This window comes from Streptomyces sp. NPDC101237, from assembly GCF_044767465.1.
Classification (GTDB): Bacteria; Actinomycetota; Actinomycetes; order Streptomycetales; family Streptomycetaceae; genus Streptomyces; species Streptomyces gramineus.
In genome coordinates this window covers 132784-147956 of the sequence record NZ_JBIWNY010000003.1, presented here as the reverse complement: position 1 = coordinate 147956, position 15173 = coordinate 132784, and the positions used below count along the sequence as shown (strand labels likewise).

Genomic DNA, 15173 nt, shown 5'->3' with positions numbered 1-15173 from the left:
AACCCCTTATGGGGGATTTTTTTCACTTTTGCCCGTCTCCCTCTCCGGCCCTCCAACCCACGATTTCCAGCCCGCTCCAGCTCCGCCCGACGGCCGCCTCGCCCGCCCATCGCGCCAGCAGCAGCCGGGCCTCCGGCTCGGGGGCGGCGAGGGAGACCCGCTGGGCGCCCGCGTGGACCGTGCGGGACTGTTCGCGGGTGCCCTCGCTGCAGCAGGAGCAGAGCACCTCCAGCGCGCTCGCGGGTTCCGCGCCGAAGCCGTTCCGCACGAAGAGATCGACCAGCGCCTCCAGGTCGGGGGCCTCGCCGGCGTTCACGGTCACCTCCAGGGTCGGCAGCGCGGACGCCGTCAGCAGGAGCAGTTCGTCGAAGACGGGGAACTCACGGCCGTCCACCACCCGGTGCCCGGTCGGCTCGCCGTCGTGCACGACGATCTCCCCGAACCGCCGTCCCGCCGTCACCGGCACGTTCATCACCCGCCCCCGCGTCGGGCAGATCCGGTCGATCCACACGACCTCCCGCTCACCGCCGGTGTCCAGCCGCACGCAGGCCGCCCCGAACCTCCCCTCGATCTCCCCTTCCCCCGGCGGGAGTTCGATGCCGAAGCCCGTCCAGGCGTCCCGGGCCGTGGCCCAGTCGCCCTGGATGGTGGCGGCGATGCCGAGGTTCCAGAACGCCGGGTCGCCCTCGCCGCGCGGCGCACGGGCGGCGGCCTCGCGGCCCAGCGCGCAGGCCTTGGCCCAGTTGCGCAGGAACTTGTGGGCGAGCGCGGCGTCGTACCACCACACCGCGCTGCGCTCCTCGTCCGGGAACCGGGCGAGGACCCGCTCGAAGAGCCCGGCGGCGGTGCGCCACTCCTCGGCCCGCCATGCTTCGTAGGCCTCGTCGATCAGGCCCTCGGCCTCGGACTTGCGCACGTTCCCCACCCTGGTCGACCCGACGGATCACAGGAGCGTATGCCGCGCCACCGACAGTCCCGTCCGGCGCCGGACCGGCCGGCCTCCCGGCGCGGGGCCGCGGGCCCGTCGCCGCGTGGAGAATCGGTCCCATGGCGCTCATCCACCGCACCACCCTCAAGCCCGCCAAGGTCGACCTCCTCGCCGGCTGGCTCCCGACCCGCCCCTGGTACCACGGCCCCGCCGCACCGGAGCTGGCGAAGGCCGGCGGGTTCCGGCTCGACGACCCGGAGGGCGAGGTGGGGATCGAGTTCATGGTCGTCACCGCGGGCCCGGACGCGTATCTGGTGCCGCTCACCTACCGCGCCGCACCGCTCGACGGTGCCGGGCACGCGCTGCTCGGCACCATGGAGCACGGTGTGCTCGGCACCCGCTGGGCCTACGACGGCTGCCACGACCCCGTGCTGACGGCCGGACTGGCGGCCCTGGTCGAGGGGCGGGCGGCGGCCCAGGCGCAGAGCCTCACCGACACCCCCGACCGGGAGGTGGCCCGCGCGTACACCGGAGCGGATCGGCTGCCCGGCCTCGGTGTTCCCCTCGACACCGACGAGAGCACCGAGTTCGCCGTCGCGGGCGGCGGCGTGGTGCTGCGGCTGCGGCGCGTGCTGGTGCCCGGCTCACAGCCGCCGGCCGACGCCCGCGGTCATGTCACCGGAGCCTGGCGGCAGCCGGACGGCACCCGGGTCAGGGGGCTGTTCGCGGAGGTCGGGTCCGACGGGTCGCGGGGCGGGCGGACCGGCTAGTCCTCCGGCGGGAAGACGGGCTCCCCGCTGTCGAGCAGGGTGAGGGTGATCGCCTCCACCGGGCAGTTCTCCGCCGCGTCGAGGATCCTGCCGTTGGCGTCCGTCTCCGCGTCCACGGGGTGGGACTGCATGGCGGAGTCGAGGCGGAAGGCCCCGGTGGCGCGGTTGACGCACTGGGCCGAGCCGATGCAGATCGCACGGTCGACCTCGACGTGCCAGCGGTCCCCCATCCCGCTCACCCCTCCCAGCCGGCCGGGAGGTGGATCATCTTGTGTTCGAGGAACTCGCCGTACCCCTCCGGGCCGAACTCCCGCCCGAGACCCGAGTTCTTGTAGCCGCCGAAGGGGCCCAGCATGTCGAGGCTGAAGGTGTTGACGGAGTAGGTCCCGGTGCGGACCCGGCGCGCGACCTCGATGCCGTGCGCCACGTCCGCCGTCCAGACGCTGCCGCTCAGGCCGTAGTCGGAGTCGTTCGCGATCTTCAGGGCCTCGGACTCGTCGCCGTACGGGAGGAGGCAGATCACCGGGCCGAAGATCTCCTCGCGGGCGATCCGCATGGAGTTGTCGACGTCGCCGAAGAGGGTGGGCTCGACGTACCAGCCCCGTTCCAGGCCCGGCGGCCGGCCGCCACCGGCGAGGATCTTGGCGCCCTCCTCCTGGCCGATGCGGATGTAGTCCAGGTTCCGCTGCTGCTGGCGGCGGGCGACCAGCGGGCCCACCTGGGTGGCCGGGTCGAGCGGATCTCCGACCTTGAGGCCGTTCGCCGCGGCCGCGAGGGCGTCGGCGAACTCGTCGTAGCGGGAGCGCGGGACGAGGATGCGGGTCTGGGCCACGCACGCCTGGCCGTTGTTCATCCAGGCGGCGGGGACGATCCCGGCGACGGAGGCGGTCAGGTCCGCGTCCGGCAGGACGATCGCGGCCGACTTGCCGCCCAGTTCCAGCGTGACCCGGGTGAGGTTGCGCGCGGCGACCTCCATGACCCGCCGGCCGGCCGCGACCGACCCGGTGAAGGAGACCTTGTCGACGCCCGGGTGCGCGACCAGGTACTCGCTGACCTCGCGGTCCGCCGGGAGAATGGACAGGACACCGTCCGGCAGCCCGGCCTCCCTGGTGATCTCGCCGAGGATGTAGGCGTCCAGCGGTGATTCGGGGGACGGCTTGAGCACCACCGTGCAGCCGGACAGCAGCGCGGGAGCGAGCTTGGCGGCGGCGACGAACTGCGGCACGTTCCACGGCACGACGGCCGCCACCACCCCGACCGGCTCCCGGCGCACCAGGATCCTGCCCAGCGCCCCGTCGCGGGTCTCCTCGTGGGTGAAGTCGCGGGCCACCCTGATCGCCGCGTCCCACACCATCATCGCGCCGAGGGCCTGCGCGAGCACGCTCCACGAGTACGGCGAACCGTTCTCACGGGAGATCACGCGGGCGATCTCCTCGTGCCGCACGGCGATCGCGTCCTTGATCCGGGTGACCACCTCGATCCGTTCGTCGAGGCTCGTCCGGGGCCAGGGCCCTTCGTCGAAGGCCCGGCGGGCGATCCCGACCGCCCGGTCCACGTCCTGCCGCGAGGCGTGCGGCACCCGCCCGAAGACCTCCTCGGTGTGCGGCGACACCACCTCGATGACGTCCTGGCCCAGAGGGTCGGTCAACTCCCCGCCGATGAACAGCTGCCCATGCTCCAGGAACTCGGTCACGGCGCCCCACCACCCTTCCTGACGATGTCTCAGAACTGATACCAGTTCTAGTTGGACTTGGCCAGGGAGAGGGGCCGGTGCGAAAAGGCGGCGCCGCCGTCTGCGCCACGGCGATAAGGTCCGCGCATGGGTGGGGAGACCGAGGCGCACGGCGCCGTCACGGAGGACAGCGGCACGCCGGCGGGAGGCGCCGGACCGCCGGCGCCATCGCGCCCCCGGCGGGCGTGGGGTCAGGTCGCCGGGAAGGCCGCGGGCGCCGCGGTCCTGCTGGCCGTGGCGGCGGACCGGCTGGGCCTGCACTTCTTCCTGTTCGTCGCGCGGGTCGCCGTGCGCGCGTACGGGCTGTTCGGCACGAGCCGCTGAGCGGGACCGTGCGCTCGTGCGCGGCGCCCGACGGCGGCCGCGCGTGAACTTCTCCGCGGGCCATCCGACGTGGAACCGGTTCTAGTTATAGTGAGCGGTGGCCGTGCGGCGGTGCGGGGGCGGAGGCGACGAATGGCGAACAGTCGGAGCGGACAGGACGAGCCGGCCGCGTCGGAGGCGGCGCCGGCCGTGCACGACCTCGGCGGCGGCGTGCGGTCCGTCGAGGTCCCCATCCCGGACAACCCGCTGGGCCACACCCTGGTGTACGTCGTCGACACCGGCCGCGGACCCGTCCTGGTCGACACCGGATGGGACGATCCCGGGTCGTGGGACGTGCTGACGGCGGGACTGACGGCGTGCGGCACGGCCGTCGGCGAGGTGTACGGGGTCGTCGTCACCCACCACCACCCCGATCACCACGGGCTGTCGGGGCGGGTGCGGGAGGCCTCCGGGGCCTGGATCGCCCTGCACGCGGCCGACGCGGCCATCGTGCGGCGGACCCGGGAGACCCGGCCGGAGCGGTGGTACACCTACATGACGGCCAAGCTGGAGGCCGCCGGCGCGCCCGAGGAGCACGTGGCGCCGCTGCGCGGCGGACCCCGGCGGCGCACCTCCCTGCCGGGCCTGTCCCCCGCCCTCCCCGACCGCGAGATCGTCCCGGGCGAACTGCTCGACCTGCCGGGACGCCGGCTGCGGGGCGTCTGGACACCCGGGCACACACCCGGCCACGTCTGCCTGCACCTGGAGGAGGAGCACCCGGCCCGGCTGCCCGGCCGCGGACGCCTGTTCTCCGGCGACCACCTGCTCCCCGGGATCACCCCGCACATCGGCCTGTACGAGGATCCGGACGACGCGACGGTCACCGACCCCCTCGGGGACTACCTCGACTCCCTGGAACGGATCGGCCGCCTGGCCCCCGCCGAGGTCCTCCCGGCCCACCAGCACACCTTCACCGACGCGCCGGCCCGGGTCCGGGATCTCCTGGCCCACCACGAGCAACGCCTCACCGCGCTGCACGCCCTGCTCCGGGAGCCCCTGACCCTCTGGCAGGTGGCGGTGCGCATGGAGTGGAACCGGCCCTGGGAGCAGATCCCGTACGGCTCGCGGAACATCGCCGTCTCCGAGGCGGAGGCGCATCTGCGGCGCCTGGTGAAACGGGGGCTGGTGGAGCAGGTGCCGGGGAGCGAGCCGGTCACCTACCTGGCCGTCTGACCGCCGCCCCCGCGGGCCCTAGGGGACGGCCGTCTCGGAGGTGATGAGCATCTCCGCGAGGTCGGCGAGCGTGGTGAGCTGCCGCGCGTTCATCTGCGGCGCGCGGGCCGCCAGCCGGACCAGGCCGCTCTCGCGCAGCCGCGACAGCGGGTCGGCCTGCGCCTCCAGCCCCTGGAGCACCGGTTGCAGCGCCTCGTACAGCGCCTCGGGCTCGTCGGCGGTGAAGAAGCCGGGCGGCAGTCCGAAGAACCGCCGCAGCCGGTCGGTGTGTTCGAGGCCCGGCATGCCGCTCTTGCGCCACTCGCTCAGCCACTGCCTGCTGGTGCCGGCGATCGCAGCGAGCTCGCCCAGCGAGTACCGCTTGCCGTCGGGACGGCGCCGGTTCTCGCGGATGAAGTCCAGCCGCTGCCGTACGCGTTCGGCCAGCTCCGCCTCGGGTGCCGCTCCCCCGGCGAGCAGTTCGGCGACGGTGCCGACGGGGATCCCGGTGCGCTGGGACAGATCGGCCACGTCCAGCACCTCGGACAGCCGCCCGGGCCGTCCGGTCAGTTCCCCGAGCCGTTCCAGAACGCCGGTCAGCGGGGTGTGGGCGTCACTCACCAAGGTCCCCCAGGAGACGCGTCGTCGACGGGCCGGACAGCCGGGCGGTCGGCCGGCCGGGCAGACGCGAGGCTACCGAACTCCCCCGCCCGCTCACCAGACATGACAAGCGTCACTGCGGAACGAGGCAGCAATCGTTGACATTTGACGGCACGGCAGAAAGGATCGGCGGCGATCACGTCTTTGGCCGCGGTCGAACCGACCCGCCCCGGGTGCCGCCTATGGGGGAGCGGCATCCGGGGCGACCCGCCGCCCCGCCTCCTCCCGAAGGTGAGGCGAAGCGATGCCGCAGCCCGTCCTGCTCCTGGGAGCCGGCCGCCGGCGCGCGTACGACGAGTTCGCGCTGACGCGCATCGCCGCGGCCCGCCCGGTGGTGCTGGTGGACGCCGCGCCGCCCGGCTGGGCGCGCCCCAGCCTGGCCGGGCACCTGGCGGCGGATCCGGGCAAGGACGGCGCGACGGCGTCCGCGGTGGTGCGGTTCGCGGCCCGGCACCGGGTCCGCGGGGTGCTGGCCCAGTCGGCCGGGTACGCGGCCGTCGCCGCCAGGATCGCCGGGCAGCTGGGCCTGCCGGGTCCCTCCCGGGCGATGGCCGCCTGCGCCGATCCGGCCGTGCTGCGTGCCTCGCTCGCCGCCGGCACGGTTCCCGTCGACGAGCCGGGCACGCCCAGGGTCTGCGCCGAGACCGTCGTCCTGGACGGCGAGATCCGCATCGTCGCCATCACCCGTACGACGCTCGGTCCGGCGCCCGCCCGCCAGCCGTTGCGGCACACGGTGCACGCCCACGACGGGCTGCTGCACAACCGTTTCCTGCGGCTGGCCGTCGACCGCACGGTGCACGCCCTCGGGCTCACCCGGGGTGTGCTGCACATCGGGCTGCGGCTCACCGACCGCGGGCCCCGGGTCACGGACGTCACCCCGTGCCTGCCGGGCGACCTGATCCCGCTCCTCGTCCGGCGGGCCACCGGCGTCGACCTGGCCCAGGTCGCCGCGGCCCTGGCGACCGGCGAGGTGCCGGACACCACGCCGACCCGGCAGCGGGCGGCCGCGATCCGGTTCGCCTACCCGGCCGCCACCGGCCGCCTGGACCGTCTGACGCTCGCCCCCGAGGCGGCCCGGGAGCCCGGCGCCGACCGCATGATCCTCACCCGGGACGCCGGCCACCACGTCACCGCCGGCCCGCACGCCACCGTCGACGACCGGCTGGCCCTCTGGGTGGCCGTCGGCGAGGACCCCGCCGGCTGCGACGACGCCCTGCGCCGCATGGGCCGCCACCTGTCCGCAGGCGTCACCCCGGCGATAGCAGCCGCCCCGGACCAGCCCGACGAACAGCCGACGGTGCCGGACCTGCACGGGTGAGCGAGTCCCGGCGCGTCCGGCCGCGGACCCCGTACCCGGCGGCCGGGGCCGCGGGCCCGGCGCGGGGTCACCGCAGCGTTCGTATCAGGCTCTCCGCCGCCCCGAGCAGGTCGACCTCGTGGCGGCTCGTCGTCGGGTTGGCCGTGCGGCGGCGCAGGGCCTCCGCCAGTGCCTCGTCGGTCAGCTCGCCCGGATCCGCGAGGAGGGCCGCGAGCACGTCGCCGGCCATCGGCAGGCCGCCCGCCGCGACCTGGGCGAGGATCACCGCGGACATCGCCCAGTCCAGCGCGGGCGGCCCGTCCTCGGCGTCGGTCCAGTCGATGACCCGCGGCCCGTCGGGGGTCAGCATCACGTTGCCGGGATGCAGGTCCAGGTGCAGGACGCGCGCGCCGGGGTCGGCCGGGTCCCGCCCCGGCACGGCGTGCAGCCGCCGCAGCAGCGAGGCGAGCAGCGCGCCGCCCGCCGCGGGTCCGGTCTCCCCCGCCCGCAGCGCCGCCAGCAGGGTGGGCCCGGACAGCCGCTCCATGACCAGGTCGGTACGGGACCCGGAGGCCCGCACCCCCGGCACCGGATACCCGTGCCGGCCCACGTGGGCCATCACCGCGCCCTCGGCGGCCGCGTCCCCCCAGCCGTGCCGGTCCCGGCGCAGCACCCAGGCCTCGTCGATCTCGTACACGTCGGCCGAACGCCCGGAACCGAGCAGTCTCCCCGTCATGGCAGGACCCTATCCAGCCGCTCCGGCGCACGGCCGCCCCCCGGCCCCGGATGGGCGGCCGGTAAGGTAGCCGGGTCGTCATCACCCGTACGGGGGAAAGCCGGTGCAAACCCGGCGCCATCCCCTCCCCGGCCTCGGCTCCGCCCGGACCGGGGACATCACCGTCCGTTGACCGCCGCACCGGCGGTGGGCCGGACCACCCCGCGCGGGACGTTGATCGGCTCAGGTGCGCCGTCACCCGTCGGCGCACGGCACCGAGGTTCACGGAGCCGAGCCGCCGGGTCGTCCCGCGCTGCCCGGCTCCCCGCAGGGAGAGGCACCCGCCGATCATGACCGTCCTCCGCCGCAGCGCAGCGGTGCTGGCCGCCACCGCCGTCATCGGCGCCGCCACGCCCGCCGTCACCGCGACGGCCGCCGACGCCCCGTCCCCGTCCGCCTCCGCGGTGCTCCCGTCGGGACTGTTCGGCCGTACGGACCCTCAGTACGACGGTGTCTGGCGCCAGTCGCTGGCCCTGCTCGCCCAGCACACGGTGGGGGTGACGCCGGCCGCGAAGGCGGTGGACTGGCTGACCGGGCAGCAGTGCGCGAACGGCGCGTACGCGGCGTTCCGCGCCGAGCCGGCCGCGGCCTGCGGCCCGAAGGTGCCCGTCGACACGAACAGCACGGCCGCCGCCGTCCAGGCGCTGACCGCGCTCGGCGGCCACGACGACGCCGTCGGCAAGGCCCTGACCTGGCTGAAGGCACAGCGCAACAAGGACGGCGGCTGGGGGTACACGCCGGGCTCGCCCAGCGACACCAACTCCACGGCCGTGGTGACCGGCGCGCTCACCGCGGCCGGTGAGAGCCCGGACAAGGCGGCCGGCGGCCTGCTCGCCAAGTGGTCGGTCCCGTGCGGCGAGGACGGCGGCGGCGCGCTCGCCTACCAGCCGGACAAGAAGGGCGGACTCGCGGCCAACGCGGACGCGACCGCGGCCGGGGTGCTCGGCGTCCTCGGCAAGGGGTTCGTGACGACCGCGGGCAAGGCGGCGGCGGACGCTCCCGCCTGCGCAGGCCTCGGCGGCACGCCCGCACCGGCGGACGTGGCCCGCAACGGCGCCGCGTACCTGGCGCAGGCCACGCACGCCAAGGGGTACCTGCTCTCCGCGCTCGCCGGCGCCACGGCGCAGCCGGACTACGGCAACACCGCCGACGCGGTCGTGGCCATGGCCGCGCAGGGCTCGACCGGGTCCGCGCAGCGGCCGTACGCCTGGCTGGAGGCGCATGCCGCGCCGTGGGCGAAGCAGAGCGGGCCCGCGGCCTACGCGGAGCTGATCTTCGCGGCGCACGCGATGGGCGCGGACCCCAGCGACTTCGGCGGGACGGACCTGGTGGCGGCGCTCGCCGCGACCGGCCCCGCCCCCGAGGCCGCCCGCACCGGTGAGAAGGCGGAGAAGAAGAAGTCGTCGGGCGCCGCGCTCTGGTGGATCGTCGGTACCGGGCTGGTCGCCGGCATCGGCATCGGCTTCCTGCTCAGCGGACGCCGGAAGCAGCGGCAGCCGTGACCGCCGTCCGCCGTGCGGCGCTGCTCGCCGTCGCCGCGCTGGTCCTGTCGGCGGCCGCGCCGGCGCAGGCCGCCGGGTACCGCTACTGGTCCTTCTGGGAGCGGGACGGCGCGCGGTGGACGTACGCGACGCAGGGCCCCGCCACCGCGCGACCGGACGACGGCGCGGTGGAGGGGTACCGGTTCGCGGTGAGCGAGGACTCGGGCGACGCGTCGCGGCCCCGCGGGGCGGCGGACTTCGCGACGATCTGCGCCGCCGTCCCCGCCGCGGCGGGGAAGAAGCGCGTGGGACTGGTTCTCGACTTCGGTACGGCGGCGGACGCGCCGTCCGCCGAGCGGCCGCCGGCCCGGCGGACCGCGTGCGCGGTGGTGGCGCGGGACGCGACGGCCGCGGACGCGCTGGCGGCGGTGGCCAAGCCGCTGCGGTACGACACGAACGCGCTGCTCTGCGCGATCGGCGGGTATCCCGCGAAGGGCTGCGGGGAGCAGGTGGCGGCCGGCGGCGCCTCGCCCGCCGGCGGCTCGTCCGGGAGCGGGCCGTCCGTGGGACTGCTGGCCGGGGCGGGCGTGGTCGTGGTGGTCGCCGCGGGCGCCTTCTGGCAGGCGCGGCGGCGCCGGGATGGGTGACCGGGACGGTCGCCCGGCCGCGAACGGCGTCCGGCCGCTTCGGGACGCACCCCGTGACCGGGCACGGCTGAAGCCGCCCGTTCCCCGGTCCCGGCGTCCGCGCGGCCTGCATCCCGGTGCCTGGTGGCTCTGGGCGCTGTCGCTCGGGGTGGCCGCCTCCCGGACGGGCAATCCGCTCCTGCTCGGCCTGCTCGTCGCGGTCACCGGCTACGTCGTCGCCGTCTGCCGGAGCCGGACGCGGGGGGCCCGTTCCTACGCCGCCTTCGCCAGGCTCGCCGTCGCCGTCCTGCTGGTCAGGCTCGCCTTCACCGTCCTCCTCGGCTCCCCCGTGCCCGGCTCGCACACGCTCGTCACCCTCCCCGAGATCCCGCTCCCCCACTGGGCGCAGGGCATCCGGCTCGGCGGCCGGGTGAGCGCCGAGGCCCTGGTCTTCGCCCTCTACGACGGGCTGCGGATCGCCACGCTGCTGATCTGCGTCGGCGCCGCGAACGCCCTCGCCGACCCGGCCCGACTGCTCAAGTCGCTGCCCGGCGCCCTGTACGAGCTGGGCGTGGCCGTGGTCGTCGCCCTCACCTTCGCGCCGAACCTGATCGCCGACGTGCAACGGCTGCGTGCCGCGCGCCGGCTGCGGGGCCGCCCCGACTCCGGGGTGCGGGGCCTGCTCCAGGTCGGACTGCCGGTCCTGGAGGGCGCGTTGGAGCGTTCGGTGGCCCTCGCCGCCGCGATGGACGCGCGCGGGTACGGCCGCAGCGCCGACGTACCGGACCGGGTCCGCCGTACGACGGCCGCGCTGACCCTCGGCGGGCTGCTCGGGGTGTGCGCGGGAACGTACGCGCTGCTCACCGCCGATGGCGGCGGCTACGGGCTGTTCCTGCTGCCCGCGGGGGCGGGCGCCGCGCTGGCGGGGCTGCGGCTCGGCGGCCGGCGTTCGCTGCGCACCCGCTACCGGCCTGATCCCTGGGACCTCAGGGCCTGGCTGGTGTCCGGGTCGGGCGCGGCCGTCGCCGGACTGCTGGCGCTGGCCGCGGCGCGGGATCCGGACGCCCTGCACCCCGGAGTCGTACCGCTGGTCGCCCCCACGCTTCCGCTGTGGCCGGCGGCCGCCGTGCTGCTCGGCCTGCTGCCCGCCCTGGTCGTACCGAAGGAGCCGTCGTGATCCGTTTCGAGGACGTCTCGGTGACGTACGAGGGCGCCGCAGGACCGGCCGTCCGCGGTGTCGACCTGGAGGTGCCGGAGGGCGAACTCGTCCTGCTGGTCGGCCCGTCCGGTACCGGCAAGTCGACCATCCTGAACTCCGTGAGCGGACTGGTGCCGCACTTCACCGGGGGCACCCTGCGCGGCCGGGTGACGGTCGCGGGGCGGGACACCCGCACGCACAAGCCGCGCGAACTCGCCGACGTCGTCGGCACGGTGGGCCAGGATCCGCTCGCGCACTTCGTGACCGCCACGGTGGAGGACGAACTCGCCTACGGGATGGAGTCGCTCGGGATCGCTCCGGCCGTGATGCGGCGGCGGGTGGAGGAGACCCTCGATCTGCTCGGGCTGGACGGGCTGCGGGACCGGGCGATCGCCACGCTCTCCGGCGGACAGCGGCAGCGGGTCGCGATCGGGTCGGTGCTCACCCCGCATCCGCGGGTCCTGGTCCTCGACGAGCCGACGTCCGCGCTCGACCCGGCCGCCGCCGAGGAGGTGCTGGCCGTGCTGCAAAGGCTGGTGCACGACCTGGGGACCACGGTGTTCCTGGCCGAGCACCGGCTGGAGCGGGTGGTGCAGTACGCCGACCGGGTGGTGCTGCTTCCGGGGCCCGGGGCCGTGCCGGTGTGCGGGACGCCCGCCGAGGTGATGGCCGTGTCGCCGGTGTCTCCGCCGGTGGTGGAGCTGGGGCGGCTGGCCGGCTGGTCGCCGCTGCCGATGACCGTCCGCGACGCCCGGCGCCGGGCGGCCGGGCTGCGGGAGCGGCTCGACGGCCGGATCCCGGCCCGGCGCACCCCGGCCGCCGCCGCCCCCGAGGAGAGCGGAACCGGGACCGTCGACGCCGCCTCCGGTGCGGCGCGGCGGCAAACCGGTGTCCGAAGGCCCGCCGGGGCGAAGGCGGTGTCCGGGTCCGGCGTCGCGCCGCTGGCCGAGGTCCGCTCGCTCGCCGTCCGCCGGGACCGGGTGGACGCGCTGCGCGACGTCGCTCTCAGCGTCGCGCCCGGTGAGACCGTCGCCCTCATGGGCCGCAACGGCGCCGGCAAGTCCACGCTGCTGGGCGCCCTGGTCGGGGTGGTGGAGCCGACGGCCGGGACGGTCCGGGTCGGCGGCGCGACACCGCACCGCACCCGCCCGCGCGACCTCGTGCGCCTGGTAGGACTGGTCCCGCAGGAACCCCGTGACCTGCTGTACGCCGACACCGTCGGCGCCGAGTGCGCGGCTGCCGACCGGGACGCCGCGGCGGCGCCGGGGACCTGCCGTGCGCTGGTGTCCGGGCTGCTTCCCGGGGTCGGGGACGACACCCATCCCCGTGATCTCTCCGAGGGGCAGCGGCTGGCGCTGGCGCTGGCCGTGGTGCTGACCGCCCGGCCGCCGCTGCTCCTGCTGGACGAGCCGACCCGGGGCCTTGACTACGCGGCGAAGGCGCGGCTGGTCGGCGTGTTGCGCGGGCTCGCCGCCGAGGGCCACGCGATCGTGCTGGCCACCCACGACGTGGAGCTGGCCGCGGAGATCGCGCACCGGGTCGTGCTGCTCGCGGAGGGCGAGGTGATCGCGGACGGGCCGACGGACGACATCGTGGTGGCCTCGCCGTCCTTCGCACCGCAGGTGACGAAGATCCTCGCCCCCCAGCGGTGGCTGACCGTGGCCCAGGTGCGGGAGGCGCTGGCATGACCGGCCCGGTGCGCCTCGGCCCCCGTTCGCTGGCCGCCCTGCTCCTCGTCAGCGCCGTCGGCGCGGTCGCCGTCGGCTGGCCCTTCCTCGCCCCGCCCGGCTCCCGGATCACCTCGCACGCCCAGGACGCGCCCTGGCTCTTCGCGGGCCTGCTGCTCCTGCTGGTCGCCGTGCTGGGGGCGACGATCTCCGAGTCGGGGCTCGGCCCGAAGGCGGTCGCCATGCTCGGTGTGCTGGCCGCGACGGGCGCCGCGCTGCGGCCGATCGGCGCGGGCACCGCCGGGATCGAGCCGATGTTCTTCCTGATGGTGCTCAGCGGGCGGGTGCTGGGGCCGGGCTTCGGGTTCGTCCTCGGCTCGCTCACCATGTTCGCGTCGGCGCTGCTCACCGGCGGGGTGGGGCCGTGGCTGCCGTTCCAGATGCTGGCGATGGGCTGGTTCACGATGGGTGCCGGGCTGCTGCCGGGGACCGGCCGGCTGCGCGGGCGCGCCGAAACGGTGCTGCTGGCGGCCTACGGCTTCCTGGCCGCGTTCGGCTACGGCATGGTCGTGGACCTGGCCGGCTGGCCGCTGCTGTCCGGCACCGCCTCGAACATCGCCTTCGACCCGGACGCCGGGCCCGCCGCCAACCTGGCCCGGTTCCTCGCCTACAGCCTGGCCACCGCGATGGGCTGGAACCTGGGCCGGGCGCTGTGCACGGTGGTGCTCACCCTCGTCCTGGGGCCGGCGCTGCTGCGGGCGCTGCGCCGGGCGACCCGGCGGGCCGCCTTCGAGATCGCGGTCGCCTTCGACGACCCCGGCGCGTGAGGCGTCGTACGCAGCCGGTGACGCGGCCGGTGAAGCACCCCACATGACCCAGGTCACCTACGATCCCGGATCGTAGCCCGACCTTTCCCTTATGTCCGGTTCGCCAGGCCTTCGACCTGCGCTTCGAGAGCCACGTCACACGGGTGCCGACATGCTCGTATGCGACCACAACTAGTAAAAGGGGTGATTGCGGACGGGTTCGCGGGCTGCTTCTCTGGACGACGTCGCCAGGCACCACCGGCCCCACCGGGCCGCGGAGCCGACGCACCCGGTCACCGCCCGCGGGTGGTTCCGGAGCACGGCGGCCCCCTGTCCCCGACGAACGAGGTTCTCCGTGTCCGTGTCCGTGATCCGCCGCGTCGCCTCCCCGAAGAAGGTCCTCACCGCCGCCGCCGTGGCCGCCGCCACCGCCGGTATGGCACTGAGCGCGGCGCCCGCCCAGGCCGCCACCGGCTCGGCCTCCTCCGCCCAGGCGATCGCCCACAAGATGATCCCGGACGCCGCACAGTTCGCCGCCTTCAGCAAGATCGTCTCGCACGAGAGCGGCTGGAACCCCAGCGCCTCCAACAGCTCCTCCGGCGCCTACGGCCTGGTCCAGGCGCTGCCGGGCTCGAAGATGGCGTCCGCCGGCACCGACTGGAAGACGAACCCGGCCACCCAGATCAAGTGGGGCCTGGACTACATGAACTCCCGCTACGGCAGCCCGACGGCCGCCTGGAGCTTCTGGCAGGCCAACGGCTGGTACTGAGCCGGCCGCCCCGCTCCCCCGCATCCCGGCACCCTCGCCCCCTCCTCCCGGGCGAGGGTGCCGACGTGTGTCCGGACGTGGTGCACTGATGTCCGGGAGCACACGGGCCCCGGCCGCCCGGCCCGGCGCAGACCCCACCGGAGGTGCGATGCCCACGGCGACACCGACCCGCGAGCCCGGCACCCGCGGTGTGCGGCTGGTCTTCGTGCTGCTGGCCCTGACCGTGCTGAGCGGCATGATCGACGCCGTCAGCTATCTCGGCCTCGGTCACGTCTTCACCGCGAACATGACCGGCAACGTGGTGGTCCTCGGCTTCGCGGCGGCCGGGGCGCCCGGCTTCTCCGTCCCGCACTCGGCGGCCTCCCTGGCCGCCTTCCTGCTGGGCGCCGCCACGGGCGGCCGGGTCGCGGCCCGGTTCGGCGGCGGCTCCCGCAGACGCTGGATGCGGGTGGCGCTGGCGGCCGAGGCGGTCCTGGTGGCCGCGGCGGCCGTGGTGGCGCTGACCCGGACCGGCGGGACGGCGACGACGTACACCCTGATCGGGCTGACCGCCTTCGCGATGGGGCTGCGCAACGCGAACGTCCGCAAGCTCGGCATCACCGACCTGACGGCGACCACGGTCCTGACGACGACCCTGACCGGCCTGGTGGCCGAGTCGCACCTCGGCGACGCCACCCGGCCGCGCTCACCGCGCCGGGTGGCCGCGGTCCTCGCGCTGATCGCGGGCGCGGTCCTGGGCGCCTGGCTGGTCCTGCACCACGGCCTCGGCGTTCCCCTGCTCGTCGCGGCGGCGGTCTCCGGAGTGCTGGCGGTGGTGACCTCCGGGCGGGAGTGAGGGGCGGGTGCGGCTGCCGGCGTCTCGGGGGAGGCAGGAACGGGGCGTAGGAGAGGTGTGCTCCTGCCTCCCTCGGGGCGGGCCGGCGGCGCCGGGAGCCGTCGGCCCGGGTCG

Annotated in this window: 16 protein-coding genes; 11 read left to right on the top strand and 5 right to left on the bottom strand. The window is 75.6% G+C overall.

Annotated elements, in window-relative coordinates:
* Nucleotides 1–22 precede the first annotated feature (22 nt).
* On the bottom strand, nucleotides 23–916 hold the full coding sequence (locus tag ACIRQ9_RS06540; protein ID WP_404167798.1) for a tol-pal system YbgF family protein: 894 nt from the start codon (nucleotides 914–916) through the stop codon (nucleotides 23–25).
* Nucleotides 917–1047: 131 nt separating this feature from the next.
* Between ACIRQ9_RS06540 and ACIRQ9_RS06535 the strand changes: the two genes are divergently transcribed.
* On the top strand, nucleotides 1048–1698 hold the full coding sequence (locus tag ACIRQ9_RS06535) for a 1,4-alpha-glucan branching protein (RefSeq protein WP_404167797.1): 651 nt from the start codon (nucleotides 1048–1050) through the stop codon (nucleotides 1696–1698).
* Here the strand turns inward: ACIRQ9_RS06535 and ACIRQ9_RS06530 are convergent.
* Together ACIRQ9_RS06530 and ACIRQ9_RS06525 are read right to left on the bottom strand one after the other, a co-directional pair.
* Complete coding sequence (locus ACIRQ9_RS06530) at nucleotides 1695–1928, bottom strand: ferredoxin (RefSeq protein WP_404167795.1); 234 nt, start codon at nucleotides 1926–1928, stop codon at nucleotides 1695–1697. The genes ACIRQ9_RS06535 and ACIRQ9_RS06530 overlap by 4 nt on opposite strands.
* A 5-nt stretch (nucleotides 1929–1933) precedes the next feature.
* On the bottom strand, nucleotides 1934–3391 hold the full coding sequence (locus ACIRQ9_RS06525; RefSeq protein WP_404167793.1) for an aldehyde dehydrogenase: 1458 nt from the start codon (nucleotides 3389–3391) through the stop codon (nucleotides 1934–1936).
* A gap of 126 nt (nucleotides 3392–3517) precedes the next feature.
* On the opposite strand from ACIRQ9_RS06525, the gene ACIRQ9_RS06520 reads away from it, so the two are divergent.
* Both ACIRQ9_RS06520 and ACIRQ9_RS06515 read left to right on the top strand, forming a co-directional pair.
* Entirely contained in the window at nucleotides 3518–3754 is a 237-nt protein-coding gene (locus tag ACIRQ9_RS06520) for a hypothetical protein (protein WP_404167791.1), read from the top strand.
* Between the two features lie 132 nt (nucleotides 3755–3886).
* Nucleotides 3887–4966, top strand: a complete 1080-nt coding sequence (locus tag ACIRQ9_RS06515) for an MBL fold metallo-hydrolase (RefSeq protein ID WP_404167789.1) — start codon at nucleotides 3887–3889, stop codon at nucleotides 4964–4966.
* An 18-nt stretch (nucleotides 4967–4984) separates the two neighbouring features.
* Here ACIRQ9_RS06515 and ACIRQ9_RS06510 read toward each other — a convergent pair whose 3' ends face one another.
* Entirely contained in the window at nucleotides 4985–5566 is a 582-nt protein-coding gene (locus tag ACIRQ9_RS06510; protein ID WP_404167787.1) for an XRE family transcriptional regulator, read from the bottom strand.
* A 283-nt stretch (nucleotides 5567–5849) separates the two neighbouring features.
* Between ACIRQ9_RS06510 and ACIRQ9_RS06505 the strand changes: the two genes are divergently transcribed.
* Entirely contained in the window at nucleotides 5850–6923 is a 1074-nt protein-coding gene (locus ACIRQ9_RS06505) for a hypothetical protein (RefSeq protein WP_404167785.1), read from the top strand.
* 67 nt (nucleotides 6924–6990) lie between these two features.
* Here the strand turns inward: ACIRQ9_RS06505 and ACIRQ9_RS06500 are convergent, their stop codons facing one another.
* The gene (locus tag ACIRQ9_RS06500) at nucleotides 6991–7638 is read right to left on the bottom strand and encodes a phosphotransferase family protein (RefSeq protein ID WP_404167783.1); all 648 of its coding nucleotides are present in this window, start codon (nucleotides 7636–7638) and stop codon (nucleotides 6991–6993) included.
* Between the two features lie 329 nt (nucleotides 7639–7967).
* On the opposite strand from ACIRQ9_RS06500, the gene ACIRQ9_RS06495 reads away from it, so the two are divergent.
* From ACIRQ9_RS06495 to ACIRQ9_RS06465, 7 genes are all read left to right on the top strand, one after another.
* Nucleotides 7968–9179 carry a prenyltransferase/squalene oxidase repeat-containing protein gene (locus ACIRQ9_RS06495; RefSeq protein WP_404167781.1) on the top strand — a complete coding sequence of 404 codons (1212 nt, stop codon included), beginning with the start codon at nucleotides 7968–7970 and terminating at the stop codon, nucleotides 9177–9179.
* Nucleotides 9176–9805 (top strand): SCO2322 family protein, encoded by a 630-nt coding sequence (locus ACIRQ9_RS06490; protein WP_404167779.1) that lies wholly within the window; start codon nucleotides 9176–9178, stop codon nucleotides 9803–9805. The genes ACIRQ9_RS06495 and ACIRQ9_RS06490 overlap by 4 nt, the downstream gene beginning before the upstream one ends.
* Entirely contained in the window at nucleotides 9798–10961 is a 1164-nt protein-coding gene (locus tag ACIRQ9_RS06485; protein ID WP_404167777.1) for an energy-coupling factor transporter transmembrane component T, read from the top strand. Before ACIRQ9_RS06490 ends, ACIRQ9_RS06485 begins: the two co-directional genes overlap by 8 nt.
* Nucleotides 10958–12670 (top strand): ABC transporter ATP-binding protein, encoded by a 1713-nt coding sequence (locus ACIRQ9_RS06480; protein WP_404167775.1) that lies wholly within the window; start codon nucleotides 10958–10960, stop codon nucleotides 12668–12670. The genes ACIRQ9_RS06485 and ACIRQ9_RS06480 overlap by 4 nt, the downstream gene beginning before the upstream one ends.
* Nucleotides 12667–13476: an ECF transporter S component gene (locus ACIRQ9_RS06475; protein WP_404167773.1), complete on the top strand. Its 810-nt coding sequence runs from the start codon at nucleotides 12667–12669 to the stop codon at nucleotides 13474–13476. Before ACIRQ9_RS06480 ends, ACIRQ9_RS06475 begins: the two co-directional genes overlap by 4 nt.
* Nucleotides 13477–13810: 334 nt before the next feature.
* Complete coding sequence (locus ACIRQ9_RS06470; protein ID WP_404167771.1) at nucleotides 13811–14224, top strand: transglycosylase SLT domain-containing protein; 414 nt, start codon at nucleotides 13811–13813, stop codon at nucleotides 14222–14224.
* A gap of 148 nt (nucleotides 14225–14372) precedes the next feature.
* Complete coding sequence (locus tag ACIRQ9_RS06465) at nucleotides 14373–15059, top strand: YoaK family protein (protein WP_404167769.1); 687 nt, start codon at nucleotides 14373–14375, stop codon at nucleotides 15057–15059.
* Nucleotides 15060–15173: the final 114 nt, after the last annotated feature.